We start from the raw sequence: 26156 nt of genomic DNA, 5'->3' as shown, positions 1-26156 counted from the left end.
CCCGGCGTTAACGTGGTTTCCGCAATCTTAAGTCTTCCTTAGGGCGCCATGCAAACGCTGCATGCCTGCGATCCTCTTTCAGATCTGGTGATTTGTGCGCCGCACAATTACATTCACCTCACATAAGAGAGAAAGAAAGAGGACAGAGAAAATGTTCAAGCCCCTTCGCAAGATTGCCAATGCCCTTCGCGTCCCCACTTCGGCCGAGCGTGAAATGGCTTACCTCAACGGCGCACGCGACATGGTCGACCTCGAATTCCGCCAGCGCGAAATCGAACGCGGCCTGTTCCGCAGCGGCTTCTAAGAAGCCGACGACGACTGATCGGAGGCGCGTGTGACATGATCGCGCGCCCAACTGCGGCCAAGGCCGCAGGGCAGGGCAATTCGCTCCCGCCGCCCTTGTCTGCAAGGGGCCTCATCCCCTACATGTGACCCATGTTGTTTCGCCGCCGCAAACCCGCTGGAATTGCCGACAAGCTGCGCAGCCTGCTGTGGCCGGCCAAGGGATTTTCGCGCCCGTTCCACTATTTTCGTATGCGGGTCATGCGGCTCAGCGCCTCGCCGCATGCCGTGGCGGCAGGTGTGGCCGTCGGTATCGCGTCGTCCTGGACGCCCTTCATCGGCCTGCATGTCATCGTCTCCGTGCTGCTTTCATACCTGGTCGCGGGCGATCTGATCGCCGCAGCGCTGGCAACCGCCTTCGGCAATCCGCTGACCTTTCCGTTCATCTGGGCCGCCACCTGGAAAATCGGAACCTGGATTCTCGGCGAAGGCGATCCGACGATCGGCCATCATCTCGACCTTCACCATCTCTTCAGCAATTTGGGCTGGGCCGACCTCTGGGGTCCGGTGATCGAGCCCATGCTGGTTGGAGCCGTCCCGCCCGCTCTGCTCAGCGGTCTGATCGTCTACGGCCTGACCTTCCATGTCGTCCGCGGCTTTCGCCAGCGGCGGCGCCTGCGCCTTGCCGAAGTGGCGAGGAACCGTCCGGCTCAAGCCGGCGCGGGCATCTGATCTCTTGAAAACCAGGTGAACCGGAAAAGCCCATGATCATCGGCATTGGCAGCGACCTCATCGACATACGCCGCATCGAGCAGTTGCTCGAGCGTTTCGGCGAGCGCTTCACCCAGCGCTGCTTCACCGACATCGAGCGCGCCCGCTCCGACGGTCGCAAGAACCGCGCCGAATCCTATGCCAAGCGCTTCGCCGCCAAGGAGGCGATGTCGAAGGCGCTCGGAACCGGCATGGCCCAGGGCGTGTTCTGGAAGGACATGGGCGTGGTCAATGCACCAAGCGGCAAGCCCACCATGCAACTGACCGGCGGAGCCGCGGAGGTCCTGCAGCGCATGATGCCGGCGGGCCATGAGCCGGTGGTGCACCTGACCATCACCGACGACTATCCGCTGGCCCAGGCCTTCGTCATCATCGAAGCGCGCCCGGCAGCCGGCTGATCGGCCGCGAGATTGGGCATTTTCCGCGCCTCTGCCGTTGCCGCAGCGGCGCGAACCGACTAGACAGGGCAGGATTTGCCAGAAAAAGGAAATGACGGCGTGGAAGCTGAAAAGAAGCACAGTGCCCTTTGGGAAAACATCAAGGTCGTCATCCAGGCATTGCTCCTGGCGATGGTCATCCGCACGGTCCTGTTCCAGCCCTTCACCATCCCGTCGGGCTCGATGATGCCGACGCTGCTGGTCGGCGACTACATTTTCGTCAACAAGTTCTCCTACGGCTACTCGAAGTATTCGCTGCCGTTTTCCCCGGACCTGTTCGAAGGCCGCATCTTCGGCAGTGAGCCGAAGCGCGGCGACATCGTCGTCTTCCGCTTCCCGCCGAACCCCAAGATCGACTACATCAAGCGCCTCGTCGGCCTGCCGGGCGACCGCATCCAGGTCATCGACGGCATCCTCAACATCAACGGCAAGCCGGTGCCGCGCGCCGAGGACGGCCGTTTCACCTCGGACTACAGCCTTGATCCGGGCACCGACGTGCCGGTCTTCCGCGAAACCATGGACAATGGCGTCAGCTACGACACGCTCGACCAGGCGCAGAACACGCGCGGCGACAGCACCCGCGAGTTCCTTGTCCCGGAAGGCCACTATTTCATGATGGGCGACAATCGCGACAACTCGCTCGACAGCCGTTTCGACGTCGGTTTCGTGCCGGAAGAAAACCTGATCGGCCGCGCCTCGGTGATCTTCTTCTCGCTCGGCAACGACACCTCGTTCCGCGAAGTGTGGAAGTGGCCGTCGAACATGCGTTGGGATCGCCTGTTCAAGGTGGTCGAATGAAAAGACTGAAGGGGCTCGGCGAGGAGGACCGGACGCGGATCGAAACCGCGATCGGCCACACCTTCGCCGAGAAGCAGAGGCTCGACCGCGCGCTCACCCATTCGAGCGCGACGCCGTCGACCAAGGGCGGCGACTACGAGCGGCTGGAGTTCCTCGGCGACCGGGTTCTCGGCCTGTGCGTCGCCGAACTGCTGTTCAAGACCTTCCGCAATGCCACCGAAGGCGAGCTTTCCGTGCGCTTCAACCAGCTGGTCAGCGCCGAGGCCTGCGCCGCGATCGCCGACGAGCTCGAACTGCACCGCTTCATCCGCACCGGGTCCGACGTCAAGAAGCTGACCGGCAAGGCCATGCTGAACGTCCGCGCCGACGTGGTGGAGAGCCTGATTGCGGCGATCTATCTCGACGCAGGGCTGGAGGCCGCGCGCGGTTTCGTCCTGCGCTTCTGGGAAGAGAAGGCGAGCCGTGCCGATGGCGCGCGCCGCGACGCCAAGACCGAGCTGCAGGAATGGGCGCATGCGAAATTCGCAACGACCCCCGCCTACCGGATTGCCGAACGCGCCGGACCGGATCATGATCCCCGTTTCACGGTGATCGTCGAAATACCCGGCATTGCCCCGGAAAGCGGAACGGATCGCTCCAAGCGCGCCGCGGAACAGGTGGCGGCCACGAAGATACTCGAACGCGAAGGCGTCTGGACGAAGTCCACGGACGCAGGCTGATTGGAAACCATGACCGATACCGAAAACCCCTCCGTCGAAGGTGCCGCAGCGGACGAACGCCCGACGCATTCCGGCTTCGTGGCCCTGATCGGCCCGACCAATGCCGGCAAGTCCACGCTGCTGAACCGCCTGGTCGGCGCCAAGGTCTCGATCGTCAGCCACAAGGTGCAGACGACCCGCTCGATCGTGCGCGGCATCGCCATCCATGACAACGCCCAGATCGTCTTCATGGATACGCCCGGCATCTTCAAGCCGCGCCGCAGGCTCGACCGCGCCATGGTGACGTCGGCCTGGGGCGGCGCCAAGGATGCGGACCTGATCCTGCTTCTGATCGACAGCGAACGCGGTCTGCGCGGCGATGCTGAAGCCATCCTCGAGGGTCTCAAGGACGTGCACCAGCCGAAGATCCTCGTGCTCAACAAGATCGACCGGGTTCGCCACGAGGATCTCCTGAAGCTCGCGGCCAAGGCCAACGAAACCATCGCCTTCGAGCAGACCTTTATGGTCTCGGCGACGACCGGCTCGGGTTGCACCGACCTGATGGACTTCCTGGCGAAGCGCCTGCCGGAAGGCCCGTGGTACTACCCGGAAGACCAGATCTCCGACCTGCCCATGCGCCAGCTCGCGGCGGAAATCACCCGCGAAAAGCTGTTCCTGCGCCTGCACCAGGAGCTTCCCTATTCCTCGCATGTTGAAACCGAGAAGTGGGAAGAGCGCAAGGACGGCTCGGTCCGGATCGAGCAGGTCATCTATGTCGAGCGCGACAGCCAGAAGAAGATCGTGCTCGGCAAGGGCGGCGATGCGATCAAGTCGATCTCGACGGCATCGCGCAAGGAAATCTCGGAAATCCTCGAACAGCCGGTCCACCTCTTCCTGTTCGTCAAGGTGCGCGAGAACTGGGGCGACGATCCGGAACGTTTCCGCGAGATGGGCCTCGAATTCCCGAAGAACTGAGTGCCATCTGCCTCAGAGGCGGCGGGCGACGAATTTCGAGATCGGCCCGCCGAGCAACAGCACCAGGAACAGCCGCGCCGTCTGCAGCGCCATGACGAAGGACAGGTCGACCGGCGTCGAGGCGGCGATGATGGCGACCGAATCGAGGCCGCCGGGGCTGGTCGCCAGATAGGCGGTCAGCGGGTCGATGCCGAACTGGTGGGTCAATAGGGCCGCCAGTCCGCCGCAGAAGGCGATCAGCACGACGATCGAGGCGAGGATCTGCGGCAGCGCATGCGCAGCATGGCGCAGGATCCGACGCGTGAAGCTCAGCCCGATCTTCCAGCCGAGCGTGGCATAGCCGATCGCCAGCAGCCAGGGCGGCAGGTCGATGGTGATCCATCCGGCCGCATGCAGCGCCGCCGTGGCGATCAAAGGCAGCAGCATGGTGCCGGCCGGGATCTTCAGCCGTGCGCCGAGGGCGCTCGCCGCAAAGGATACCGCCAGAGTCTTGGTGAGTTCCAGCCAGTCGACGGCGGGAAACCAGACGATCTCGTGCACGGCGCCACCCTTGGCCTCGAAGACGAAGGCGGCGACCAGCGAAGCGGCGGAGGCGACACAGACCACCCGCAGATACTGCATGAAGGCGACGAGGCGGATATCCCCGCCATGGGCTTCGGCCATCAGCATCATGGCCGAGGCGGCACCCGCCGAAGTGCCCCAGACCGCCGTCGTGCCGGGCAGCGTGCCGCTGCGCGCCATGAGATAGCCCATCAGGCTGCTGGCGCCGATGACGGCAAGAACAATGGCGAGGAAGATCGGCCAGTCGGCGGCGAAGGTGCTGACGATGCCGCCGTCCAGCGAGCGGGCGATGACGCAGCCGAGCAGCGAATGGGCGGCGATATAGGGAATGCGCGGCACCGACAGTCGCGCGCCGTTGGTCGCCACCAGGATGGCGGCCACCATCGGCCCGAGCAGCAGCGAGCCCGGCAGGTGGATGAGTTGCAGTCCGGCGGAAAGAAGCAGCGAGAGCGCGAGCAGGATCAGCCAGCGCGCCGGGGTGGAAAGCTGCGTCAGCAGGCCGGGGTCTGGGCTGTGGTCGGGAGAGCCGGAAGGCGATGGCTGCATTGCGGGAGGCCTGATACGGGGCGGGGGCGGAACGGCTGCCCGTTCGAACGGATCCGTCCCGACTATACCGATTCGTGTGACGACCGGGCGAAAACTTGGCGAATATCATGCCCGGCTGCGTTTCGCCGGCCGCAGGAGACCGAAGATATCTGTCCCGCGCACTGCAAATCGGCTAGAACAAGACCATGCAATGGACGGACGAAGCGATATTTCTCGGCGCGCGGCGCCATGGCGAGACGAGCGTCATCGCCGAGGTCATGACGCGTGCGCGCGGCCGGCATCTGGGCATGATCCGGGGCGGCCGCTCGCGCACCATGCAGCCGGTGCTGCAGCCGGGAAATCGCGTCGAAGTGACCTGGCGCGCCCGGCTCGACGAGCATCTGGGCGAGTTCCGCGTCGAGCCCGTGACGCTGCGTGCGGCGCGGCTGATGGAAAGCGCCACCGCCGTTTACGGCGTTCAGGCGCTGGCGGCTTTGCTCAGGCTCCTGCCGGAACGCGAGCCTCATCCGCATCTGTTCGACGCGCTGGATGTCATCCTGGACCATCTGGAGGAGCCGGCCGCGGCCGGAGAGCTGTTCATCCGCTTCGAACTCGAAGTGCTCAACGATCTCGGCTTCGGCCTCGACCTCGACCAGTGTGCGGCAACCGGCCGCCGGGACGACCTGGCCTTCGTGTCGCCGAAGACGGGCAGGGCAGTCTGTCGCGAGGCGGGATCGCCCTGGGCCGACAGGATGCTGGCGCTGCCGGGCTTTCTCAATCCCGGTGCCACCAAGGCCGCCAATGGGGAAAGCCTCGCCGAGGCGTTTCGCCTCACCGCCTTCTTCCTCAACAGGCACGTGTACGAGCCGCGCGGGCTTGAAGCCGGCGCGGCGCGTGAGGGTTTTTGTCAGGCGGCGTTGAAGACCCTGCGGGCGGCCCCTGCGGTCGAGCCATTGGCGGCTACCCTGAACAGCCCCTGATCGTCCTCCGACTTCTGCAGATGCTGATGTATGGCGCTCTGCAATTCGCCGAGATTGCGATAGGTGCCGCCATCCAGTTCGATGACCGGATACTTGACGGCGATGAACTTCAGCCTGTCGCCGTCGGGGATGGTGATCCCGACCGGAATGCCGGCATATTCGATAACTTGCTTTTCCATAACGGTTTCCCCGCCCGCGCGCTGCGCAGACTTAAAAATGGTGTGTCGATTGAAGGCTTCAGTGCTTGCGCAGCGTCACATTCGACAGGTGCGTTCAAGGCGATTGCACGTCGCCACGCCCAGCGGGGATTTGTGCCAAGGGCGGGCGGCATGATGGAAAACAACACGCATTTCGCTGACCTCCTTGTTGGCAAGGGCCTCGTCTGCGAGGCCCGGTTTCGTCCGGTTCGATCCGGCAGCATCAAAGTAGGTGTGCAGAAGGTCTGCGTCAACCTGCCTTGAGTGAAAATCAGAATAATATTCTGTGACGGTTTTAATATGTGTGCATTGCGGCAAAAATAATCCACCTTGCCGCAATCGTTAAAAAAACCTGCCGAAATCGAGGGGCTATGCCGCGGCAGGAACGGACCGATCGACCGGTCGCTCGGCGATCGGCCAGTGTACGACGGCGGCAAAAAGGCCGAGCGCCACGCCAAGCCACCACACGCTGTCATACGAACCGAGACGGTCATACAGGTAGCCGCCCATCCATACACCGAGGAACGAGCCGATCTGGTGCGACAGGAAGACGAGGCCGCCCAGAAGCCCGAGATGGCGCGTGCCGAACATGATCGCCACCAGCGCATTGGTCGGCGGCACGGTCGAGAGCCACAGCAACCCCATGACGGCGGCAAACAGCACGACCGAGGCCGGTGTCTGCGGCAGCAGCAGGAAAGCAGTGACGGCGATCGAGCGGCCGATATAGATGAAGGCGAGGAAATAGGGCTTGGAGTAACGCTGGCCGATCACGCCGGCGGCCAGCGAGCCGATGATGTTGAAGAAACCGATCAGCGCCATGGCGATGACGGCATAACGCGCCTCGATGCCGATGTCGCCGAGATAGGCGGGGAAATGCGCGGTGATGAAGGCGACCTGGAAACCGCAGACGAAGAATCCGGTGGTGAGCAGCAGATAGCTCTTGTGACCAAGCGCCTCCCTCAGGGCTTCGCCGACCGACTGCTTGAACTGGCTTTGCGACTGGCTGCCGGAGTTGGCGTTGCCGCGGAGCGGATAGGCGAGCAGCGGCACGATCAGCATCATGACCGACATCGCGACCAGGCTGTCCGACCAGCCGAGATTGCTGATCAGCGCCTGGCTCAGCGGCGCGAACAGGAACATGCCGGCCGAGCCGGCGGCCGTGCCGATGCCGAAGGCCATCGAGCGCTGCTCCGGGGTCACGTGCCGGGCAAAGGCCGAGAGGATGACGCTGAACGAGCCCGCGCCGATCGCCATGCCGACCAGAACGCCGCCGCCGATATGCAGCCAGATGGGTGCGTCCGCATGGGCCATCAGCAGCAGGCCGGTGGCATAGAGCAGACCGGAGGCGATCAGCACGCGGCTGGTGCCGTATTTGTCGGCAAGCGCGCCGAAGAAGGGTTGGCTGATGCCCCAGCAGAGGTTCTGCAGCGCCATGGCCAGGCCGAAGGTGGAGCGGTCCCAGCCCGTATCCGCCAGCATCGGCAACTGGAAGAAGCCCATGGCGGAGCGCGGACCGAAGGTCATCATGGCGATCAGCGATCCGCTGATGATGATCAGCCAGGGCATGGGGGTGCGGGCGGTCGTGACCATGTGAATCGTCTCCTTTGGCAGGCGCGACGATAGAGCGCAGGCAGGGAGACGAAAAGCGCCTTTTCGTGAAGCGTCTATAAGCGGATTTGATCGAAGGCAGGTTACACGGAAGAAAAACTGAAAGGCCGGGCAAGGCTCGGCCGTACGGTTTCAAGGTTCGCGTCTTAGCGGAACAGCGAGAGGATGTTCTCGGAGCTCGAATTGGCGATGGACAGCGACTGGATGCCGAGTTGCTGCTGGGTCTGCAGCGCCTTGAGGCGGGTCGATTCCTCGTTCATGTCGGCATCGACCAGACGGCCGACGCCGGTGTCGATGGTATCGCTGAGGTCGGCGACGTACTCGCTCTGCATTTCCAACCGGCTCTGGGTGGCGCCGAGCGTCGCTGCGGCATCGGTCATCATCAGCAGGTATTCGTCTGCTGCCATGATCATGCCCTCGACCTGTTCGTCGGTGGTCGAAGAGCTCAAGGCGATCTCGTTGCCGGCCGATCCCGCGGCGGATTCGATCAGAAAATAGTCGACCGGCGTCGTGCCGGCGCCGAGAGGCTGGTCGACCGTGACGCGCATGGTCAGCATGCCGTTGAAGTCGGCCTCATCGCGATCAGGACCGCCGAATCGACGTCGAACACGGTGGTCTGCACCGCGACCGTACCATCGGCCGCCCGGGTGAAGCCGGAGACCATTTCGGCATCCGGTGCCGCGCCGACCTCGTTGCGGTAGAGCCAGTTCTCGCCGCCGAAGCTCGATGATTCGACGACCGAACGGATCTGGCTCTTGAGTTCGGTGATCTCCTTGTCGATCTTGTCCTTGTCGACGCCCGGTTCGCGCGCCGCCACCAGCTTGGCCTTGATCTCGTCGACGATCTCGATGGCCGACTGCATGCCTGTATAGGCGGTGTCGACCTTGGCGGTGCCGAGCGCGATCGCGTCTTCCACGGCGCCAAGCGCCTTGTTGTCCGACCGCATCGTCGTGGCGATCGACCAATAGGCGGCATTGTCGGATGCGGTCTCGACGCGGTAGCCGCTCGAAACGCGCGACTGGGTGGTCCCGAGTTGCGAACTGATCGAACGGAGTGTGTCCAGCGCCGCGATCGCGGCCCCGTTGGTTTGGATACTGACCATGGATGAGACTCAATTGGAGCTAGTAGACAATACGCTTCCGGAGGCCGGCGCCGATCATGGCGATATGTCGCGCAACAAAATGCTAGTTTTTCATTGTAAAATAATAGTTAAAGTTAGTGTTAAATTGCATTTGGTCTTTGATGTGGAATGGATGTATGGAATTTATCCGCAGGACAATTCTGCAGAGATTTTGCATTGGAGAATATATCGGCGGATAAGTATATGTGTGCCGAAGATGGCATGGGTATTAGTCATGCCATTCTGGTTGGGCGGTCCGTGTCGTTTTTTATTGGAAGAGCGACAGGACAGTCTGCGAATTGGAATTGGCGATCGAAAGCGACTGGATACCGAGCTGCTGCTGGGTCTGCAGGGCCTTGAGACGGGTCGATTCCTCGTTCATGTCGGCATCGACGAGCCGGCCGACGCCGCTGTCGATGGTGTCGCTGAGGTCGGCGACGAATTCGCTCTGCATGGTAATGCGCGAACTCAGCGCGCCATAGGTCGCTGTCGTGTCGATCGTGTATTGCAGGACGGAATCGATCACCGTGATCATTTCTTCCAGTTCGGTATCGGTCGTGGATGACGACAGGGCCATCTCCGTGACCGCCGGATAGCCGGCGACCAGCGGGCTCGGCGACTTGAACAGAACCCACTCCGTCGTCAGGCCGGCATCCAGGGCAAAGTTGCGGCTGGTCAGGATGCCGAGATCGCCGACATGCGCGGACGTGAAGTCGAACAGGGCAAAAGTGTCGGACGGCTCGGCGGCCTGTGTCTCGTCGCGATAGTTCACCTTGATGGTTTCGATCGAGACGGTGCCGTCGGCCGCGCGCACGAAGGAACCGACCAGTTCCTTGTCGTTCGCGTTGGCTTCGTCCTGCGCCGTTTCGAGATAGAGCCAGTTCTGCCCGTTGAAGCTCGCGGAGGTGGCGATGCTCACGAGCTGGTTCTTCAACTCGTCGACTTCTGCGGCGATCTTGTCCTTGTCGATGCCTGGTTCGCGCGCGGCGACGAATTTCGCCTTGATCTCGTCGATCACGCCAATGGCGGCATCCATGCCGGTATAGGCCGTATCTACCTTGGCGGCGCTCATCGCGAGCGCGTCTTCGACGGCCGAGAGGGCCTTGTTGTCCGATCGCATGGTGGTGGCGATCGACCAGTAGGCCGCATTGTCCGACGCAGTCGCAACCCTGTAGCCGCTCGAGACGCGGGACTGGGTGGTGTCAAGCTGACCGCTGATCGATCGCAATGTGTCCAGTGCGGCAATGGCCGAGACATTCGTCATAATACTGGTCATGGACGGGCTCAAATTTTTGAAAAAATACAATTCGACTCAGAGACGAAGATTCCCTGCCGCCTGTTCATGACGGTTGTATTGTCGATCCCGGCACTATGGTTGGAGGTCGTAAAAAATGAATGAATCCCGAAGAAGAAATAACCCGCGATAAACTATAGATCCCGCAATCAGACTACACTCAGAAGATATTTGTTCTTCATCGCGGCTGGCGTCACTCTAACGTTTTTTGATCGCCCAGCTGTCCGGCTTCCGCTCGATTACCTGGACGATATCGCCGAGTGCCACCTTGCCTTCGCCACGCGGGACGGCGTTCCAGCCGAACAGCGGGCCGGGCACGCGGCGGTCGGCGGACATGCGAATGCGGCCCATGGCCGGCATCGGGTTGGCGCCGTCGCGCGACCCGGTCTGCTGGTCCTGTGTGGTCATGATGCAGCGCGGGCAGGGTTTGACCAGATCGAAGCGGATGCCGCCGATCTCGATCGCCGCCCAACGGTCCTCGGCCCAGGCCTCGTCGCATTCCACGACCACGTTCGGTCGGAAGCGCTCCATGCCGACTGATCCCTCCCCATGGGCGGCCATATCCGCGTTGATGGCCGAGAGCGATCCGGTCGTGGTGACGAGCACCTGATAGCCGTCGGCGAAGCTCATCGGGCTGTCGGGGCCTGCCCAATCCCTGGTGGCGGTGCGGCTGGCCCCGCCGTCGAAGAAGACCAGCTTCACCTCGCGGCCGAACCATTCCGACAGCCGGCTGTTGACGCTGTCTTCGGCGACCGCCGCGCTGACGATCGATTTCCAGATGGCGACATCCATGCGTCGCTCGGGATGCGGCGGCGCCACCATCATCTCGCGGCCGTCGGCAAGCGACAATTGCAGGTGCGTCGACTGCGGCAGGGCGGTCAGAGTTGCGAGCGCCGGCAGTTCCCGCTGGGTGATGAAATGTCCGGACGGGTCGGTCAGCATCATCCGCCGGTCGCCGGCAAGGCCAAGGGCGTCGATGCGCGCGGCGGGCAGGGCAATGCCGCGGCCGCTCTTCAAGGGATAGATGTTGAGTTCGGTGACGTGCATTTCTTGAGCCTCAGATCTCGTCGATTAACTGCGCCAGGACCGTCTTCAGCCGGTCGTGGCGCTCGCGGGCCATCAGGCGGCCCGCCTCGGTCTGGAAATTGTCGGACAGCTTGAACAACTTGGCGGCGAAATGGTCGATGGCGAAGGCCCGGTCGTCAAGGGCGCGATGCTTCGCCAGGGGATCGGCCGGATCGTAGAGTGCCGAACCCATGCGCCCGGCGGTGTAGAAGCAGCGCGCGGCTCCGACCATGCCGATCGCATCGAGCCGGTCCGCATCCTGCAGGATCTTCGCTTCAATCGTCTCGGGCGCCAGGGCGGCGGAGAAGCTGTGCGTGGCGATCGCATGGGCGACGGCCGCGATCTCGGCGCTGTCCCAGCCAAGACCGGCCAGGATGTCGCTGGCCTTTTCGGCCGCAAGCCGCGAGGCCTGGGACCGGAGCGGCGAGCTTTTCTCGACCGCGACGCAGTCGTGCAGCAGCACGGCGGCCGCCAGCACGCGGCTATTGCCGCCCTCCGCGGCGTGGATGCGCATGGCGTTGCGGAAGACGCGGTGGATATGGGCGAGGTCGTGCGAGCCGTCGTCGCCCGACACGGCGTGGGCGAGGAGATCGCGGGCGAGTGCCTCATGCGGGTCAAAGGCGGTTTCGCTAAAGCCGTTCGTCATGGCAGGTCCAGATTGGCAAAGGGAAGCGGTGACCATCTAGGGGACCGCGCCCGGCTATGGCAACCGTGATCAGCCGTTTTCCTCCACCACTGTGGCGTCCGGCTGCGCCCGCCGGTTGGTCAGGATCTTCTGGTAGAAGAGACCGATGCCGATCAGCACCACGCCGAGGCCGATGAAGGAAAGCGCCCTCAGAACGCCCTCGAGATGGCTCATGTCGATCAGGAAGGCCTTGCCGACGGAGATGAACACCAGGACGGCCGAGGCGAGCCTCAGGCTGCGTGCATCGAATTTCGTGCCGAGCGCCAGAAGGCCGACGCCGATGGCAAGCCAGGCGACCGAATAGGTGTAGGTCTCGGCCTGCTCGAAGCCTTTCCAGGAGGCGATGAACTCCCCGTGCCAGAATCGCCGCACCGAGAGCGTGACCCAGGCGAAGCCGAGCACGGCACCGCTGATCGCGAGTGCGGCCACGTAAGGGAGCGGGCGCTTGTCGCGGGCGTAGAAGGCGAGGCCCGCATAGGCGAGGCCGGGCAGCAGGTAGCCGATCAGCAGCAGGTTGACGAGCGGCCAGGACCCCGTGCTTTCGCCGGTGAAGAACGGGTTGAGCGCGAAGAGATGCAAGACCAGCACATTGGCCATCGACAGCACGCCGGCCACCATCGAGCCATAGCGGAAGACCGGGCTTGGCGACTTGAGGTCGAGCGTCATCAGGATGCCGGAGAGCCCGGTGATCAGCAGCGTGTAGATCGACTGTTCGCCGAGCGTCGGCACGCTGTCGTCGAGCACGCCGCCGTTCATCGCATGTCGGACGAGGATGGCGACCGCCAATAGCCCGAGAAGGCTGGCGAGCCCCTGCAACGCGTTGCGTACGCGAAAGCCCGGCCAGTTGCGCAATTCATAGGCCGAGAGGATCGCCAGGATCGCCGGAATGCCGTAGCCGGGGAGAAGGGCATTGAACAATGGCGTCGTGGAGAGATGTTCCGGCCCGACCAATGTCGGGTCGAACGCGATCCTCGCGAGTACGCAGACAAGGGCGGCAACCATGATCCAGGGCAGACCGCTCCACGGCCGCACGCGGTTGGCCATCAGGTAGGCGAAGCCGAGGATCGGCAGAAGGATGGTGGTGACGATACCATCGGTCAGCATGTGCAGGCTGAAGGCGAAGGCGGCGAACGAGCCGGCGATCAGCAGGTCGAGGCCACGGCGAAGCGTGGTGGCGAGCCCGGCGCGCGCGAAAAACTCGGTCGCGCCCAGCAGCACGAGGCCGAGCGCAAGACCATAGAGCCCGTGCGTCCAGTCCCGCGCATAGACGCCGTATTGCACGAAGCTGATCGAGGCGATCGTGACCGGAACGGCGGCCGCAAGGGCGGCCCAGAGCGTCGACAGCACGGCATCGGCCGCACCCCGGCGGCGAATGAAGGCAAGGCCGCACAGCAGGAAGACGGCGCCAAGGCCAAGCGAGATCGCCATCGACTGTCCGTCCAGGCCGGGGAGCGGTGTGTCGCCGCCAAGGCCGGTGTCGAATCCCTGGACGAGGTCCGTCGTTGCGACGGCGTTGAGCCCGAGGCAGAGAAGAGCGCTGGATGCGGCCACGACGGCCGGCCAGGCGGCGCCCCGACGGGCAGCTCCGGCGGCCGCCAGCGCGGCGATCAGGGCCGCCATGGCAAACAGCGGATTGAGATCCGCCGCCACGCCGACGGCGACGATGGCAAGTGCGGGAAAGAACACCGCAAGCGAAACCGACAGCCAGAGCCCGGCCGGCTTGCGGGTGAAGGCGCGGCCGAGGTTCGGCCAGTTCAGGTGGTCTGCGGCCCGATCCGTCTCGAAGGCTTCGGCCGGCCAGATCAGCAGCGCACTGGCGGTCAACGCAATCAGCGCCAGCGTTACCGGCGCCAGCTCGACCCCGTCGCTGAACAGGATGTAGACGATTGCCCACAGCCCGAGCCCGGCATTGGCCAGAACCGGCACCACGCGCCAGGTTTTCAGCCGCGCCGCGGCCGCGGTTGCGACGAGCGAGACGGTGAGGAAGGAAAACAGCGTCCACGGGTTCGGCGAGGTGCTGGACACCAGCGCGGGCGTGGCGAGCGATGCAGCAAGCCCCAGACCGGCGAGCGCCTGGCCGTGCAGCAGCGACAGGCCGAGCGTGGCAAAGGCGACGAGCGCCAGCAGCAGGAAGGCAAGGGTCGGGCCGATGAATTCGTAGATCCCGTGCGCGGCGTAGATTGCGCCGAACAGGGACAAGGTACCGGCCGCCGTGAGGATCCCGGGGATCATCGCATTGTCGTAGAGCGCCGCCGCCTGGGGCAGGGCCTTGCGACGGACGATTTCGCCTCCCGCCACGAGCAGCAGGCCGAAAAGGGCGGCCAGCGAAAGCCTGACGCCGGGGCCGAGCAGGCCGCTCTCGATCGAATAACGGACGAGGAAGAGGCCGCCGAGCGCCAGCGCAAGACCACCGGCCCAGACGGCCCAACGCGCGCCGAGATAGTTTTCCAGGCTTTCGCTCCGGGCGGCCGGGGCAAAGACAGGCCTGGATGGGATAGGCTGCTCGGCCGGCTCCTCTGCCGGGGCCTCGGCCACCGTCTGCCCCTCGGCGGTGGCGTCCGCCATCGCTGTAATCGGCACGTCCGGCGACCGGGCCGGCGCCTCGGCGAGGGCGATCTGCTCGCCCGCTTCGATCTCTGTCGGTTCGGCCACCGGTGCGGTTGCGCCGGACGATGTCAGGCGCGCGACCTGCTCCGACAGCGTTCCGATATGCTTCTCCATCGCGTCGATGCGCTTGAAGGCGCTACGGTTGTTGACGAACAGGATGATGATCAGAATGAGCGCTAAAAGTTCAAGCATGGGACCTCTCGGCAGCTTGCCGTGCATCGCACGACACTACCTGTTTTCACCAATCCGGAAAGAGAGCATGGTCACCAAACAGGCAGAACCAGCCGGCAGCGCGATTTATCGCCCTTGCAAACCGTCATAAAACTTTCTAAATCAACGTCACCGGCTCTGGCCGGTTTTCTTTGATCCTATTTTTGCTCAATTTGAGCATAAGTGGGTTGCCAACTGGAGAGAGGGTTCGGCATGGCACATATCTCAGGGACCGGCAATCTTGCCCAGATGCGCCAATCGCAGACGGCGGCGGAACGTTTCGGCGTTCTGGAACGGCCAGATCTGTCCTTCACCCCGGCGGTGGCAAAGGAAACCGAGCATTTCTACGAGCGGGTCAAGGCCTTCATCCCGGCGATCGAATGGCCGGTCTTCGCGCCCTATATCCACACCATCAATCGCATCAAGAAGGAACGCGGCGCGGTCATCCTCGCGCACAATTACCAGACGCCGGAAATCTTCCACTGCGTCGCCGACATCAAGGGCGATTCGTTGCAGCTCGCCCGCGACGCCACGCGGGTCGATGCCGAGATCATCGTCCAGTGCGGCGTGCACTTCATGGCCGAGACTTCGAAACTGCTCAATCCGCAAAAGACCGTGCTGATCCCCGACGGCCGGGCCGGCTGCTCGCTGTCGGAATCGATTACCGGTGCCGATGTGCGGGCGCTCAAGGCGCGCTATCCGGGCGTGCCGGTCGTTACCTATGTCAACACCTCGGCCGACGTGAAGGCCGAGACCGACATCTGCTGCACCTCGTCGAATGCAGTTGCCGTGGTCGACAGCTTCGAGTCGGACACGGTGCTCTGCATTCCCGACGAATATCTGGCGATGAACGTCGCCAAGCAGACAAGCAAGAAGATCCTCACCTGGCAGGGCCATTGCGAAGTGCATGAGCGCTTCACTGCGGAAGAGCTGATGGAATACAAGGCGGCCGATCCCTCGATCGAGATCGTCGCCCATCCGGAATGCCATCCGAGCGTTCTGGCTGTCTCCGACTATGCCGGCTCGACCTCGGGCATGATCGACTATGTCAAGACGAAGCGCCCGGGCCGTGTGCTGCTGGTGACCGAATGCTCCATGGCCTCCAACATCCAGGCGGAAGTGCCCGACGTCGACTTCGTCAAGCCGTGTAATCTCTGTCCGCACATGAAGCGCATCACGCTGCCGAAGATCCTCGACAGCCTGCTCTTCATGACGGAGGAGGTCGTGGTCGATCCGGCGATCGCCGGTCGGGCGCGCCTCGCGGTCGAGCGCATGATCAATCTGAAGAATTGACGAGGACCGGCGTCTCGCCGGCGGAGATTGCCTGAATGCCCACGAATCTTGAATCCATGCGCCCGCAATCCTGGCAGGGCGTCGACGACATCGTCATCATCGGCGGCGGCCTGGCGGGGCTGTTCTGCGCCCTGAAGCTCGCGCCGCGTCCGGTGACCGTGCTTGCTGCAGCCCCGATCGGCCAGGGGGCCTCTTCCGCCTGGGCGCAGGGCGGCATCGCCGCGGCGATGAGCCCGGGCGACACCTTTGAAAAGCACCTTGCCGATACGCTGGCGGCCGGTGCCGGGATCGTCGATGAACGCATCGCCCGCCTGATGATCTCAGAAGGCCCGGACCGCATCCGCGACCTCCTCGCCTATGGCGTTCCGTTCGACCGCGATCTCGAAGGCCACCTGCTGCTGTCGCGCGAGGCCGCCCATTCCGAGCGCCGCATCGTCCGCGTCAAGGGTGACCAGGCGGGCCGGGCCATCATGGAGGCGCTGATCGCCACCGTGCGCAAGACGCCGTCGATCCGCGTGATGGAAGGCTATGTCGTTGAGGAACTGGTGGCCGAGGGGCGCTTCGTTTCCGGCGTCATCGCCCGTCCGGATGCCGGCCAGTCGAAGACCCGCGTCGCCTTTCCGGCCCGCGCCGTGGTGCTCTGCTCGGGCGGCATCGGCCATCTCTACCAGGTGACCACCAATCCGGCCGAGGCGCGCGGCGCCGGCGTCGGCATGGCCGCCAAGGCGGGTGCGATGATCGCCGATCCGGAATTCGTCCAGTTCCACCCGACCGCCATCGACATCGGCCAGGACCCGGCGCCGCTCGCCACCGAGGCGCTGCGCGGCGATGGTGCGATCCTGATCAACCGCGCCGGGCATCGCTTCATGACGGACCTGCATGCCGATGCCGAGCTTGCGCCGCGTGACATCGTGGCGCGCGGCGTCTTTGCCGAGGTGAAGGCCGGCCGCGGCGCCTTCCTCGATTGCACCAAGGCGGTCGGCGCGCATTTCCCCGATCTCTTCCCGACCGTCTACGCCTCGTGCAAAGCAGCGGGCATCGACCCGGTGACCCAGCCCATCCCGGTCGTGCCCGCCGTGCATTACCACATGGGCGGCGTGCTGGTGGACGCCGATGGCAAGACCACGGTCGACGGGCTTTGGGCGGCCGGCGAGGTGACCTCGACCGGCGTGCACGGCGCCAACCGCCTGGCCTCCAATTCGCTGCTGGAGGCGGTCGTGTTTGCCGCCCGGATCGCCGAGAGCATCAAGGGCATGCTGCCGGAATCCTCGCTCTATGAATGGCCGAAGGATGCCGGCGAGAACGACGAGCTGGTGACGCTGGAAGACAGCGCCGAACTGAAGGCGCTGCGCCGCGAGATGTCGGCCCATGCCGGCGTGATCCGCGAGGCCGAGGGCCTGAAGGACCTGATTCGCCAGATCGTTCGTCTCGAAGGCATCAACAGGCGGGTGCGTTTCTCCAATATGGCGATCGCCGCCAAACTGATCGCGACGGCTGCGCTCAAGCGCGAGGAGAGCCGCGGCGGGCACTACCGTTCCGATTTCCCGGAACCGGTAGAGGCCCTGCGCCACCGCACCTTCATGACCCTCAAGGATGCCGAACGCATCGCCGCCGAAATCGCCGGCTGAGCCAAGACAGAGGTAGTATCCGATGACCGAGCCCCTTCGCCCCGTATTGCTTCCGCTGATGGTCGAGGATCAGGTGCGGGCGGCGCTGATCGAGGATCTCGGCCGCGCCGGCGACATCACCACCTACGCCACCATCGGACCGGAAAAGACGGCGCTGGCCGCGCTCAACAGCCGCGAGGACGGCGTGATTGCCGGCATCGAACTGGCGCGCGCCGCCTTCCGGCTCGTCGATCCCTCGGTCGTCTTCCAGGCGAAGGTCGCGGACGGCGACCGGGTGAAGCCCGGCGATGCGCTCATCCGCGTCGAAGGTCCGGCGCGCTCCATCCTCTCGGCCGAGCGGGTCGCTTTGAATTTCCTGATGCATCTTTCGGGCGTCGCGACCTATACGGCCCGTTTCGCCGCCGAGATCGCCCACACCCATGCCCGCGTCACCTGCACGCGCAAAACCCTGCCGGGTCTGCGGGCGGTGGAGAAATACGCCGTTCGCCTCGGCGGCGGATCCAACCACCGCTTCGGCCTGGACGATGCCATTCTGATCAAGGACAACCATATCGCCGTGGCCGGCGGTGTCGCCGCCGCCATCGAGGCTGCCCGCGCCTATGCCGGGCATCTGGTGAAGGTCGAGGTGGAGGTCGATACTCTCGGCCAGATGCGCGAGGCGCTGGGCGCACGGCCGGATGCGATCCTGCTTGACAATATGGGGCCGGACCTTTTGCGCGAGGCGGTCGAGATCAACCGGCTGCATCAGGGGCTCTCGGGTGCCGAATATTCGTCGGCCGTCGGCCGCGTGATGCTGGAAGCGTCCGGCAACGTGAACATCCAGACGATCCGCGCGATTGCCGAATCGGGTGTCGATTACATCTCCACTTCCAAGGTCACCATGGCCGCGCCGACCCTCGACATCGGCCTCGATGTGGAAATCGGCTGACAAAAATCAGTTCTTTTGTCTCGGTGGATAGACCTTGATTGCGGTGTCTTTCGTCACGCCGCGAACGAGAAACTCCATGAGTTCAAGCAATTGACGTATGTTAGAAACGACGCAAACTACTTATTGTAGATTATTATTGGTTTTTGACCCTTTACCGCGAATCCCATAGCCCAGAGTCATCCCGTCGGAAGAGTATAGCGTACTGCGGATACAGGCACTTTCAGCCGATACTTACGGGGATTTGTATGACCAGTATTTCTTCGTCGCCGAGCGGCGGTTCTCTGTACTCCACATCGCTTTCGGGTCTCGATACCAATGGTGACGGCATCATCAGTGCCGAAGAACTGGCCGCCGCGGAAAAGTCCTCCGGCTCGCCGCGCACCCAGGATCCGACGGTCGAAAATCAAAACGCCGCAAGCGGTGTCGCCTCCCAGGTGGCTGGCGGCGTAATGGCCATGCTGCTCGCCAATGCAGGCGGCGAAGCCGACGCGCAGGCGGATGACCGTCCGTCCGCCGCCGACCTGTTCGCCAAGATCGATACCGACGGCGACGGCAAGGTCACCGAAGCCGAATTCGTCGCCGCCCGTCCCGAGGACATGAGCGAGGAGGACGCCACGTCGCTCTTTGCCGAACTCGACGGCGAGGGCACCGGATCCCTGACGCAATCCCAGTTCGTCGATGCTATGGAGGAACTGCGTCCGGAAGGCCCGCCGCCTCCGCCGGCCGATGACGCTTCAGACGAGGACGACGATACCGTCAGCCTGTTCGACGTGCTGGAGGAGATGAAGCAGGTGATCGCAGCCTACACGGCCTATGCCGGCAGCAGCGAAGGCGACGACGGAGAGACCTCGGCAACCAAGCTGTCGCTCTGACGCGGCGTTCGGCCGTCCTAGGTGATCGCGCTCAGGCGTCTTCCCGTTCGGCCGCGGCGTCGGCGGCTGTGAGCCCCGGCAAGCGGGCATTGTAGGTCACCTGCGGGAACGGGATGGAGATCCCGTTCTCGTCGAAGGCCTGCTTGACGGATTTGATCATCTGGCGCGAGGTCGGCCAGATGTCCCCTGTACTCGTCCAGTACCGAGCGTCAGCACTACGGCGCTTTCGGCAGGACACCTCAGAGGCAAGCGCGGGCGACCGGATTGGAGCCGCGCGCGCCGTCCGCTTCAGCGTCCGCCGAGCTTGAGGCCGGGCGCCGGGCGCTCCTCGAGAATTTGGCGGCGGAAGCGGAAAAGGGCGGCGGGCCGGCCGCCGGTCGCGAGCATTTCGCCGGTCGGTTCCACCAGTTCGGCGCCCTCGACCAGACGGCGGAAATTCTGCTTGTGCAGGTGCCGGCCGGAGATGGCCTCGACCGTTGCCTGCAGTTCGGTCAGCGTGAACTCCGATGCCATCAGTTCGAACACCACCGGACGATACTTGATCTTGCCGCGCAGCCGCGCGAGCGCGGTCGCGGCGATCCGCCGGTGATCGAAGCGCATGGCTATGCCGATCGGCTCCGACACGCGCCGGGCCGCGACCCGGCCGTCGAGCACGGCCTCCTCCACCAGTCCGGCCTCGTAGAGCAACTCGTAGCGCTCGAGAACCCGCTCCTCGTCGAAGGGAAAATCGTCTAGCCCGAAGGCGAGCTTCAGCCGCGAGCGGCGCGACGGCCGCATCTCCGCCTTGTCCTCGCTCGGGTCCTCTTCCGCCCATTGCGCAAGCGCCGGCAGGATCACCCGGTCGATCACCACGGGCCGGCCGTGTCGCCAGTCCTCCCAGGGCAGGTAGCTGTACCAGTCGCGCCAGTGTACGCCCGCGGCGTTGAGGCTCGCCTCGCGGGCGGGATCCATGCGGGTCAGCGCCAGATAGCCGACCGAGACGACATGCGGCCCGACATCGCCGGCCATCTTGTACCGGCCCCGGTCGCCGAATGTGTAGAGCTGTTCGATATAGCCCATGTGCAGTTCGGTCTGAGCCGTGACCGTGGTGCGCAGCGACATTTCCATCGTCCGGTGGCGGACGGGGTCGAACGGGCCGAAGGGCAGGCTTTCCAAAGTGCTGGTCGGATCGCTCACCACCAGAATGCGCGGAGTGCCGCTGGTCACCGCGACGATCGCCGCATTGAGGCCGATCTCGACGGAGGTGGTGCGGTCCGTCATGAATGTTCCGCCAGGACCGGAACGGTCAGAACGAAGGGCGCATTGCCGTCGGCATCCGCGCCGCGTCCGATCGCCTTGACCGCCGCCGTCAGCCGTCCGCCGCGCGAAAGCAGGCTGTCGCCGATCTCGATCAGGCGGGAATTCGGGGTGGCATAGGGCGAGGCGGCCCGCAGCCGAAGCGCCAGCACCTCGTCGTCATCGTCCGGTGCGACAGCGAGGCTGGCGATCAACGCTGCGGCGGGCGAACGCGATACGCCCATCCAGCAATGGATGAGCAGCGGCGCGCTCTGGTCCCAGGCGCGGGCGAACGCGATGATCTCGAGCACATGGCGCTCCTGCGGCGCGATCAGATCGCCGGTGCCGGCAAAGGTGATGTCGTTGACGCCGAGCTTCAGGTGCCGCTCCGCCGAGATCACCGCCGGGCGATGAAAATCCTGCCTCTCGGCCATCAGCGTGATCATCTCGCGCGCCTTGTGGCGAACGGCAAGTTCGGCGATGCGTGACAGCGGCGAGACGACGATCAGGCTCATGACGCCGCCTTCGAGTGGACCGTGCGCGCCGCCTCGATCGCCTCGAAGCGCTCGAGGAACAGCGCCTGCGCCTGGTAAGCCGGCAGCGGCGCGATCAGCAGGCTGTCGCGGGCGATCCCGCGCGGCTGGCCGAAGAACTTGCGGGCCTCCGGCTCGGCAAAGCCGGCAAGCTCGGTCGCTTCGAAATAGGCGGAAATGGTGTCGGCCTTCTTGATCTGGTCCTTCAGCGCGCGGGTCGGATGCGCCGGCAGGCCGAAGCGCAAATGGATCGCCGCTTCCAGCCGTTTCTCCACCAGCTTGTAGCCGCCTCCCACCACGGCCTTGAACGGCGAGATCATGTCGCCGATCACGTATTCCGGGCCGTCGTGCAAAAGCGCCATCTGCATTTCGTCGGCAGTCGCCTTCGGGTTGATGCGGCGAAAGATGTCTTCGACCATCAGGCTGTGCTGGGCGACCGAGAAGGCATGGTCGCCCGAGGTCTGGCCGTTCCACCGGGCGACGCGCGCCAGCCCATGGGCGATGTCGGAAATCTCCACGTCGAGCGGCGAGGGATCGAGCAGGTCGAGCCGCCGCCCGGACAGCATGCGCTGCCAGGCGCGCCCCGAAAGTGCGGCTGCCTCGGCCATGGTTCAGCCCTCCTCGGCCGCGCTGGTGGGAAAGGAAAGCCCGGACCAGGCCGGAAGCGACAGCGCGACGGTGGTCTCGCCCGCAAGGATCGGCGTCGCGGCGGCGATGGCCTCGCCGGCGCGGTCGATCCGCACGATGGCCAAGCCGCGATTGCCAGCGACCGTGCCGAGCGTGCCGATCGGTTTACCGCCGGCGGTAAGCTCCGTGCCGGTGGCTGGCAGGACGGCATCCGCCGTCACCAAGACCACCCGGCGCCGCGCCGTGCCGCGATGCTGCATGCGCGACACCACCTCCTGGCCGACATAACAGCCCTTCTTGAACGAGACGCCGCCGATCAGATCGAACAGCACGTCATGGGGAAAAGCGTCCTGAAGGGCGAAATCGGAACCGGATTCGGCGACGCCGGCAAGCACGCGCAAGGCGTCGTAACCCTGCGAGGCTTCCGCCTGTCCGCCGCCCGGCTTGCGCGTGACCCGGACACCGGCAACGGCGAATCGGTGATCGACGAGACCGGCTTCGTCCACATCCTCGCCCCAGGCGACGGTCACGCCGGTCGGCTCAAGCGGCACGATCTCCACAGCGGCACGGAGCTTGTACATCGACAGCCGCTTGATCAGCGCTTCGCGCTGGCCGACGGCGGTGTCCAGCACGAAGCCGTCGCCGTCGCGCCAGACGAGAAAGTCGAACAGGATCTTGCCCTGCGGCGTCAGAAGCGCGCCGGGCCAGGCCTCGCCCGGGGGCAGCGCCGCGATGTCTGTGGTCACCAGATTGTGCAGGAAATGCTCGGCATCGGCACCGGATAGCTGGATCAGTGCGCGGTCGGGCAGGGAGGCTGCGGGCATCGTCGTTCCCTTCCGGTTGGTCGATGCCCGAGAGTTAGAACATCGCATCGCAAAAGGGAATCGATTCCAGCCATCCGCCGGCAAATGATCCACGGCGAAAGTTGTGCCGAAGTGCACGCCGCTTGGGAGAAACTCAGTCGCCGGCGGTGAAGAACTTCCACTTGCCGTCCGGCGTGATGCCGAGCCGGAAGAAATTGTAGTTGCCGAGTTCTTCCATCTCGGCAAAGTCGCCCGCAGTGACGATGCGCAGCAGTTCGACCTTTTCCGGCGGGGTCAGCATGGCCAGCGGCTTCTCGGCGAAATAGGGCCAGACATAGGTCTCGTTCGGTGTGCCGACATCGACGCGCACGAAGCCGGTCGACAGGATATCGATCAGGATGGCGAGGATTTCGGCGCCCTCGTCGTCGCCGGACAATTGCTTGAGCGCGGCGACCGGATCGGCATCCTCGCTGGTCTCCATGAGGATCTGGGTCTGGTTGGGACCCGGATTCATCAGCGTGCGCAGCCGCTCGATGTCGCCCGAAGCGGCCGCTTCGATCATCTGTTCGCGCAGGCGGCGCACCGGCTCGGGGGCCCTGGTGATGTCGTGGATGACTTCCGGCGGAGGCTCGTCTGCGTCAGCATTGTCGGGAGGCTGTTGCGTCTCTGGCTTCTTGATCAGCGGATCGGGATCGGGAATGCCGGTCAGGCCGGGATCGGGAAGCTCGTCGACCTTCTCGTCTTCCGCGGGCGTTTGCGGCGTAGTCGGGTCCTGCTGGGGTGCTGGGATCGGCGGAATGTCGGAAAGGGCCAGGGCCGGCCGCATGGGCGCTGTCGTCAAACCGATGGCCAGGGCAACAGAAAGGAGGCGCACGAGGCGATCGTGCCACAAGGGCTTCAGCCTGCTATGCATTGCAGTGCCTCTGGATCTTGTTACTGGACACGACGTTCGGGCGAAAACTCGCCGGCAAGCATACGGCTGCGCAGCGATTCGAGCACCGCTTCGGCGCCGTTTTCACCATGAATCCGGATGGTCTCCCGCATGGCCAGGGCGAAAGCCGCGTCGGCGATAATTTCCGGTTCGATGCCATCCGCGATGCCGTCGGCCCAGGCTTCGTTCTGGTATTCCAGCGCGGCCTGCGTCTTCTCATGCACGATCATGTCGTCGATCTCGTTGCGGCGCGGTTCCATGGTCATTCCCCGAAGCGTAGTCCTTACTCACCTGTTAATGACACTATCAGTCTTTTATCAAAACGACACGGCCCGAGACCAAAACAGGTGAATTAATCGTTAATTTCCATAACGGGCGGCGATTTCGACAGCCAGTGTTGCGCCTTCGTTACGGTAGAAACCCTCGGCGGCGATCGCCGACGCCGTGCAGGTCGTGTAGACCGAGGCGAAGGAGCGGTATCCCCGATTGTAGGCCGAGACCATGCGTGCGCGCCTTTTCGGCTCGGTGCCGGTCTCTGCATCCACGAGCTCTTGCATGGCCTCGCGCCATTCGGGCTCGCCTTCCTTGTCGCACAGATTGCGCAGGTAGTGCACCGCGCCGATGATCTCCGAAAGGCGGGCGAGCTTGTCGTCGTAAGGCGCGGGCTTCTCTGTCGATTCGGGCGTGGCTTCCGGTGCTGCGGGTGCCTGGGGCGCCTGCGCATTCGCCGGAAGCGCACCAATGGCAAGGGCGGCGGCCACGAATAAAGCCTTGGCGGAAAATCCTCTAGCGCGCATGCCCTGCCTTGTCGTCGCTGCGGTAAAATCGTCGGCGATCGAGCGCCGAACCCTTGTTTATCCCGCTTCGCCGCCCCTGACCAGCCTCTCGACGCAGGCGCGCACGCTGTCGGGAACGGGCAGGCGGGCGATCTCCTCGGGCAGGAACCAGCCGGCCTCGAGCGCATCGTCGTCGGCGATGGCGACCGTTTCCGCAGCCGCCTCGACGCGGAAGACGGAAAGCAGGAAATGGCTTTCCGGCATGCCGTCTTCGGGCAGCAGTTCGAGCGTTTCGAAGAGACGCGCCGCGCGACCCTCCAGCCCGGTCTCCTCGAACAGTTCACGGATCGCGGTTTCCTCCGGCGTTTCGCCGGGCTCGGCCCGTCCGCCGGGAAAGGCGAAGAGATCGGCGGCCGGCGGGTTGCGCCGGCGCACGAGCAGGAAGCGGCCTTCGCGTTCGACGATGGCGGAAGAGGCAAGGCGAGGGCGGGTCTGCATGAAGCGGATCTCCTGGGGGCTGTCGACGTGCACTGGGCGCGGCGGAGAATCGACCGTTCGACTATCGCCAGTTTTGCTTCTGGTCGCAAGCGCCGGGGCCACGCGCCGTCGCCTTGACCGGTCCGGCGGCAAGTGCGATGGATTCCGCATGTGCGGACGTTTTTCACTGACGGCGACACCTGAAGAGGTTCAGGAGTTCCTTGGGCTGCTTGAGCTCGAAGGGTTTCCGGCGCGTTACAATATCGCGCCGACCCAGCCGATCCTGGTGGTCGTTTCCGGCGATCGGCCGGAGGCCGGAAGCAATCTGCCGGACCGCAAGGCGGTCCTCGTCCGCTGGGGGCTCATCCCCGGCTGGGTGAAGGATCCGAACGATTTCCCGCTGCTGATCAACGCGCGTTCGGAGACGGCCATCGGCAAGGCCTCGTTCCGCGCCGCCATGCGGCATCGGCGCGTGCTCGTCCCGGCCTCCGGCTTCTATGAATGGCATCGTCCGGCCAAGGACAGCGGCGAGAAATCGCAGGCCTACTGGATCAAGCCGCGCCATGGCAAGATTGTCGCCTTCGCCGGCCTGATGGAGACGTGGTCGTCGGCGGACGGATCGGAAGTCGACACCGGTGCCATCCTGACCGTCGGCTCCAACCGCACGATCGGACGCATTCACGATCGCATGCCGGTGGTGATCAAGGCCGAGGATTTCGAACGCTGGCTGGACTGCAAGACCCGCGAGCCGCGCGAGGTGGCGGATCTCATGGTGCCGGCGCAAGAGGATTTCTTCGAGGCGGTGCCCGTGTCCGACCTTGTCAACAAGGTCAAGAATACCGGACCGGAGGTGCAAGCCCCGGTCGGGGAAAGCCTGGTCGTGGCCAAGCCGGAGAAGAAGTCATCGGGTGGTGGCCAGATGAGCCTGTTCTGAACCTCAGGCGACGGCCTTCTTGACCGGCTTGCGCTTCAGCATCAGCGCGGCGGCGATGACTGCCTTCAGACCGAGCGGCCTGTAGTGGGAATCGAGACTCGGGTTCGCCGGCTTTGCCTCGGCGGGGGCCTTGGTGGTCATGTCGTGCTCCTGAAGTGTTTCCTGGATGATTTTTTGTTTTTGTTTTTCGCTCTATTCGAGCAGATCACGACAAAAGCGTGGCGCAGACCACGAGGCAAATCAATTTTGATCAGAAGCGGCCATGT

General features: G+C 64.3%; 30 protein-coding genes and 1 pseudogene. 13 read left to right on the top strand and 18 right to left on the bottom strand.

Translation table 11 applies throughout. The features are described from left to right. Positions 1-151: 151 nt before the first annotated feature. From L867_RS26740 to era, 6 genes are all read left to right on the top strand, one after another. Complete coding sequence (locus L867_RS26740; protein WP_084638477.1) at positions 152-304, top strand: DUF3563 family protein; 153 nt, start codon at positions 152-154, stop codon at positions 302-304. A 131-nt stretch (positions 305-435) separates the two neighbouring features. Then, positions 436-1014, top strand: coding sequence for a DUF2062 domain-containing protein (locus tag L867_RS0106800; RefSeq protein ID WP_028736177.1), 579 nt, complete (start codon positions 436-438; stop codon positions 1012-1014). Positions 1015-1046: 32 nt separating this feature from the next. Next, complete coding sequence (gene acpS / locus L867_RS0106795; protein WP_028736176.1) at positions 1047-1451, top strand: holo-ACP synthase; 405 nt, start codon at positions 1047-1049, stop codon at positions 1449-1451. Between the two features lie 99 nt (positions 1452-1550). Beyond that, the gene (lepB, locus tag L867_RS0106790) at positions 1551-2288 is read left to right on the top strand and encodes a signal peptidase I (protein ID WP_037172709.1); all 738 of its coding nucleotides are present in this window, start codon (positions 1551-1553) and stop codon (positions 2286-2288) included. After that, on the top strand, positions 2285-3007 hold the full coding sequence (gene rnc, locus L867_RS0106785) for a ribonuclease III (RefSeq protein ID WP_028736174.1): 723 nt from the start codon (positions 2285-2287) through the stop codon (positions 3005-3007). The genes lepB and rnc overlap by 4 nt, the downstream gene beginning before the upstream one ends. 9 nt (positions 3008-3016) lie before the next feature. Next, positions 3017-3961, top strand: coding sequence for a GTPase Era (gene era, locus L867_RS0106780; protein ID WP_028736173.1), 945 nt, complete (start codon positions 3017-3019; stop codon positions 3959-3961). 12 nt (positions 3962-3973) lie between these two features. Here era and L867_RS0106775 read toward each other — a convergent pair whose 3' ends face one another. After that, on the bottom strand, positions 3974-5068 hold the full coding sequence (locus L867_RS0106775; protein ID WP_084638476.1) for an AbrB family transcriptional regulator: 1095 nt from the start codon (positions 5066-5068) through the stop codon (positions 3974-3976). 185 nt (positions 5069-5253) lie between these two features. On the opposite strand from L867_RS0106775, the gene recO reads away from it, so the two are divergent. Continuing rightward, entirely contained in the window at positions 5254-6027 is a 774-nt protein-coding gene (gene recO, locus L867_RS0106770; RefSeq protein ID WP_028736171.1) for a DNA repair protein RecO, read from the top strand. On the opposite strand, the gene L867_RS0106765 is transcribed toward recO, so the two are convergent. After that, positions 5955-6206: a hypothetical protein gene (locus L867_RS0106765; RefSeq protein ID WP_028736170.1), complete on the bottom strand. Its 252-nt coding sequence runs from the start codon at positions 6204-6206 to the stop codon at positions 5955-5957. The genes recO and L867_RS0106765 overlap by 73 nt on opposite strands. Between L867_RS0106765 and L867_RS27305 the strand changes: the two genes are divergently transcribed. Then, positions 6195-6488: a hypothetical protein gene (locus L867_RS27305; protein WP_146086592.1), complete on the top strand. Its 294-nt coding sequence runs from the start codon at positions 6195-6197 to the stop codon at positions 6486-6488. The genes L867_RS0106765 and L867_RS27305 overlap by 12 nt on opposite strands. Before the next feature lie 105 nt (positions 6489-6593). On the opposite strand, the gene L867_RS0106755 is transcribed toward L867_RS27305, so the two are convergent. The 6 genes and pseudogenes from L867_RS0106755 to L867_RS24745 form a co-directional block, all read right to left on the bottom strand. Next, positions 6594-7814, bottom strand: coding sequence for an MFS transporter (locus L867_RS0106755; RefSeq protein ID WP_028736169.1), 1221 nt, complete (start codon positions 7812-7814; stop codon positions 6594-6596). Positions 7815-7978: 164 nt separating this feature from the next. Beyond that, positions 7979-8934 (bottom strand): annotated as a pseudogene (locus tag L867_RS27920) (flagellin N-terminal helical domain-containing protein). Positions 8935-9220: 286 nt separating this feature from the next. Then, a complete protein-coding gene (locus L867_RS0106745) occupies positions 9221-10228 on the bottom strand; it encodes a flagellin N-terminal helical domain-containing protein (protein WP_028736168.1) in 1008 nt (335 codons plus the stop codon). A 216-nt stretch (positions 10229-10444) separates the two neighbouring features. Then, positions 10445-11293 (bottom strand): MOSC domain-containing protein, encoded by an 849-nt coding sequence (locus L867_RS0106740; RefSeq protein ID WP_028736167.1) that lies wholly within the window; start codon positions 11291-11293, stop codon positions 10445-10447. A 10-nt stretch (positions 11294-11303) separates the two neighbouring features. Continuing rightward, positions 11304-11957 carry an HD domain-containing protein gene (locus L867_RS0106735; protein ID WP_028736166.1) on the bottom strand — a complete coding sequence of 218 codons (654 nt, stop codon included), beginning with the start codon at positions 11955-11957 and terminating at the stop codon, positions 11304-11306. Positions 11958-12026: 69 nt separating this feature from the next. Next, entirely contained in the window at positions 12027-14795 is a 2769-nt protein-coding gene (locus L867_RS24745) for a DUF2339 domain-containing protein (protein WP_037172699.1), read from the bottom strand. Between the two features lie 231 nt (positions 14796-15026). On the opposite strand from L867_RS24745, the gene nadA reads away from it, so the two are divergent. The 4 genes from nadA to L867_RS26360 all read left to right on the top strand — a co-directional run bounded on the left by nadA (position 15027) and on the right by L867_RS26360 (position 19534). Continuing rightward, positions 15027-16106, top strand: a complete 1080-nt coding sequence (gene nadA, locus L867_RS24740) for a quinolinate synthase NadA (protein ID WP_037172698.1) — start codon at positions 15027-15029, stop codon at positions 16104-16106. A 35-nt stretch (positions 16107-16141) separates the two neighbouring features. Beyond that, positions 16142-17734, top strand: a complete 1593-nt coding sequence (locus L867_RS0106720) for an L-aspartate oxidase (RefSeq protein WP_028736165.1) — start codon at positions 16142-16144, stop codon at positions 17732-17734. 22 nt (positions 17735-17756) lie between these two features. Next, positions 17757-18662, top strand: coding sequence for a carboxylating nicotinate-nucleotide diphosphorylase (gene nadC, locus L867_RS0106715; RefSeq protein WP_028736164.1), 906 nt, complete (start codon positions 17757-17759; stop codon positions 18660-18662). Positions 18663-18907: 245 nt separating this feature from the next. Continuing rightward, entirely contained in the window at positions 18908-19534 is a 627-nt protein-coding gene (locus L867_RS26360; protein WP_028736163.1) for an EF-hand domain-containing protein, read from the top strand. Positions 19535-19565: 31 nt separating this feature from the next. Here the strand turns inward: L867_RS26360 and L867_RS28120 are convergent, their stop codons facing one another. The 9 genes from L867_RS28120 to L867_RS0106665 all read right to left on the bottom strand — a co-directional run bounded on the left by L867_RS28120 (position 19566) and on the right by L867_RS0106665 (position 24977). Further along, the gene (locus tag L867_RS28120; protein ID WP_269748257.1) at positions 19566-19694 is read right to left on the bottom strand and encodes a hypothetical protein; all 129 of its coding nucleotides are present in this window, start codon (positions 19692-19694) and stop codon (positions 19566-19568) included. Between the two features lie 128 nt (positions 19695-19822). After that, positions 19823-20794 (bottom strand): NUDIX hydrolase, encoded by a 972-nt coding sequence (locus L867_RS0106700; protein WP_028736162.1) that lies wholly within the window; start codon positions 20792-20794, stop codon positions 19823-19825. After that, positions 20791-21324, bottom strand: coding sequence for a tyrosine phosphatase family protein (locus L867_RS0106695; protein ID WP_028736161.1), 534 nt, complete (start codon positions 21322-21324; stop codon positions 20791-20793). Before L867_RS0106695 ends, L867_RS0106700 begins: the two co-directional genes overlap by 4 nt. Beyond that, on the bottom strand, positions 21321-21950 hold the full coding sequence (locus L867_RS0106690) for an HD domain-containing protein (protein ID WP_028736160.1): 630 nt from the start codon (positions 21948-21950) through the stop codon (positions 21321-21323). The genes L867_RS0106695 and L867_RS0106690 overlap by 4 nt, the downstream gene beginning before the upstream one ends. A gap of 3 nt (positions 21951-21953) precedes the next feature. Continuing rightward, on the bottom strand, positions 21954-22793 hold the full coding sequence (gene ygfZ / locus L867_RS0106685) for a CAF17-like 4Fe-4S cluster assembly/insertion protein YgfZ (RefSeq protein WP_028736159.1): 840 nt from the start codon (positions 22791-22793) through the stop codon (positions 21954-21956). Positions 22794-22926: 133 nt separating this feature from the next. Next, entirely contained in the window at positions 22927-23598 is a 672-nt protein-coding gene (locus L867_RS0106680; protein ID WP_232363900.1) for a hypothetical protein, read from the bottom strand. A 107-nt stretch (positions 23599-23705) separates the two neighbouring features. Next, the gene (locus tag L867_RS0106675) at positions 23706-23963 is read right to left on the bottom strand and encodes a hypothetical protein (protein WP_028736157.1); all 258 of its coding nucleotides are present in this window, start codon (positions 23961-23963) and stop codon (positions 23706-23708) included. 99 nt (positions 23964-24062) lie between these two features. Then, positions 24063-24464 (bottom strand): TIGR02301 family protein, encoded by a 402-nt coding sequence (locus L867_RS0106670; RefSeq protein ID WP_408605958.1) that lies wholly within the window; start codon positions 24462-24464, stop codon positions 24063-24065. Between the two features lie 93 nt (positions 24465-24557). Beyond that, a complete protein-coding gene (locus L867_RS0106665; protein ID WP_028736155.1) occupies positions 24558-24977 on the bottom strand; it encodes an NUDIX hydrolase in 420 nt (139 codons plus the stop codon). A gap of 148 nt (positions 24978-25125) precedes the next feature. Here L867_RS0106665 and L867_RS0106660 point away from each other — a divergent pair, with 148 nt between their 5' ends. Next, positions 25126-25890, top strand: coding sequence for an SOS response-associated peptidase (locus tag L867_RS0106660; RefSeq protein WP_028736154.1), 765 nt, complete (start codon positions 25126-25128; stop codon positions 25888-25890). 3 nt (positions 25891-25893) lie between these two features. Here the strand turns inward: L867_RS0106660 and L867_RS27675 are convergent, their stop codons facing one another. Then, on the bottom strand, positions 25894-26031 hold the full coding sequence (locus L867_RS27675) for a hypothetical protein (protein ID WP_169734066.1): 138 nt from the start codon (positions 26029-26031) through the stop codon (positions 25894-25896). Between the last annotated feature and the right edge of the window lie 125 nt (positions 26032-26156).

The organism is Paenirhizobium selenitireducens ATCC BAA-1503 (assembly GCF_000518785.1).
GTDB classification, from domain to species: domain Bacteria; phylum Pseudomonadota; class Alphaproteobacteria; order Rhizobiales; family Rhizobiaceae; genus Allorhizobium; species Allorhizobium selenitireducens.
This window is presented reverse-complemented; position numbering and strand designations above follow the sequence as displayed.

What these genes read in the sequence shown, in the direction of transcription:
- recO (WP_028736171.1), top strand. Translation starts at nt 5,254, where the DNA reads ATGCAATGGACGGACGAAGCGATATTTCTCGGCGCGCGGCGCCATGGC.
- L867_RS0106660 (WP_028736154.1), top strand. Translation starts at nt 25,126, where the DNA reads ATGTGCGGACGTTTTTCACTGACGGCGACACCTGAAGAGGTTCAGGAG.
- L867_RS28120 (WP_269748257.1), bottom strand. Translation starts at nt 19,694, where the DNA reads ATGATCAAATCCGTCAAGCAGGCCTTCGACGAGAACGGGATCTCCATC.
- L867_RS0106775 (WP_084638476.1), bottom strand. Translation starts at nt 5,068, where the DNA reads ATGCAGCCATCGCCTTCCGGCTCTCCCGACCACAGCCCAGACCCCGGC.
- L867_RS26360 (WP_028736163.1), top strand. Translation starts at nt 18,908, where the DNA reads ATGACCAGTATTTCTTCGTCGCCGAGCGGCGGTTCTCTGTACTCCACA.
- L867_RS0106700 (WP_028736162.1), bottom strand. Translation starts at nt 20,794, where the DNA reads ATGACGGACCGCACCACCTCCGTCGAGATCGGCCTCAATGCGGCGATC.
- L867_RS0106675 (WP_028736157.1), bottom strand. Translation starts at nt 23,963, where the DNA reads ATGGAACCGCGCCGCAACGAGATCGACGACATGATCGTGCATGAGAAG.
- L867_RS0106665 (WP_028736155.1), bottom strand. Translation starts at nt 24,977, where the DNA reads ATGCAGACCCGCCCTCGCCTTGCCTCTTCCGCCATCGTCGAACGCGAA.
- L867_RS0106765 (WP_028736170.1), bottom strand. Translation starts at nt 6,206, where the DNA reads ATGGAAAAGCAAGTTATCGAATATGCCGGCATTCCGGTCGGGATCACC.
- L867_RS0106740 (WP_028736167.1), bottom strand. Translation starts at nt 11,293, where the DNA reads ATGCACGTCACCGAACTCAACATCTATCCCTTGAAGAGCGGCCGCGGC.
- L867_RS26740 (WP_084638477.1), top strand. Translation starts at nt 152, where the DNA reads ATGTTCAAGCCCCTTCGCAAGATTGCCAATGCCCTTCGCGTCCCCACT.
- L867_RS0106800 (WP_028736177.1), top strand. Translation starts at nt 436, where the DNA reads ATGTTGTTTCGCCGCCGCAAACCCGCTGGAATTGCCGACAAGCTGCGC.
- ygfZ (WP_028736159.1), bottom strand. Translation starts at nt 22,793, where the DNA reads ATGCCCGCAGCCTCCCTGCCCGACCGCGCACTGATCCAGCTATCCGGT.
- L867_RS27675 (WP_169734066.1), bottom strand. Translation starts at nt 26,031, where the DNA reads ATGACCACCAAGGCCCCCGCCGAGGCAAAGCCGGCGAACCCGAGTCTC.
- L867_RS0106745 (WP_028736168.1), bottom strand. Translation starts at nt 10,228, where the DNA reads ATGACCAGTATTATGACGAATGTCTCGGCCATTGCCGCACTGGACACA.
- L867_RS0106720 (WP_028736165.1), top strand. Translation starts at nt 16,142, where the DNA reads ATGCCCACGAATCTTGAATCCATGCGCCCGCAATCCTGGCAGGGCGTC.
- rnc (WP_028736174.1), top strand. Translation starts at nt 2,285, where the DNA reads ATGAAAAGACTGAAGGGGCTCGGCGAGGAGGACCGGACGCGGATCGAA.
- L867_RS0106735 (WP_028736166.1), bottom strand. Translation starts at nt 11,957, where the DNA reads ATGACGAACGGCTTTAGCGAAACCGCCTTTGACCCGCATGAGGCACTC.
- nadC (WP_028736164.1), top strand. Translation starts at nt 17,757, where the DNA reads ATGACCGAGCCCCTTCGCCCCGTATTGCTTCCGCTGATGGTCGAGGAT.
- L867_RS0106680 (WP_232363900.1), bottom strand. Translation starts at nt 23,598, where the DNA reads ATGCGGCCGGCCCTGGCCCTTTCCGACATTCCGCCGATCCCAGCACCC.
- era (WP_028736173.1), top strand. Translation starts at nt 3,017, where the DNA reads ATGACCGATACCGAAAACCCCTCCGTCGAAGGTGCCGCAGCGGACGAA.
- L867_RS0106695 (WP_028736161.1), bottom strand. Translation starts at nt 21,324, where the DNA reads ATGAGCCTGATCGTCGTCTCGCCGCTGTCACGCATCGCCGAACTTGCC.
- L867_RS0106755 (WP_028736169.1), bottom strand. Translation starts at nt 7,814, where the DNA reads ATGGTCACGACCGCCCGCACCCCCATGCCCTGGCTGATCATCATCAGC.
- L867_RS0106690 (WP_028736160.1), bottom strand. Translation starts at nt 21,950, where the DNA reads ATGGCCGAGGCAGCCGCACTTTCGGGGCGCGCCTGGCAGCGCATGCTG.
- nadA (WP_037172698.1), top strand. Translation starts at nt 15,027, where the DNA reads ATGGCACATATCTCAGGGACCGGCAATCTTGCCCAGATGCGCCAATCG.
- acpS (WP_028736176.1), top strand. Translation starts at nt 1,047, where the DNA reads ATGATCATCGGCATTGGCAGCGACCTCATCGACATACGCCGCATCGAG.
- L867_RS24745 (WP_037172699.1), bottom strand. Translation starts at nt 14,795, where the DNA reads ATGCTTGAACTTTTAGCGCTCATTCTGATCATCATCCTGTTCGTCAAC.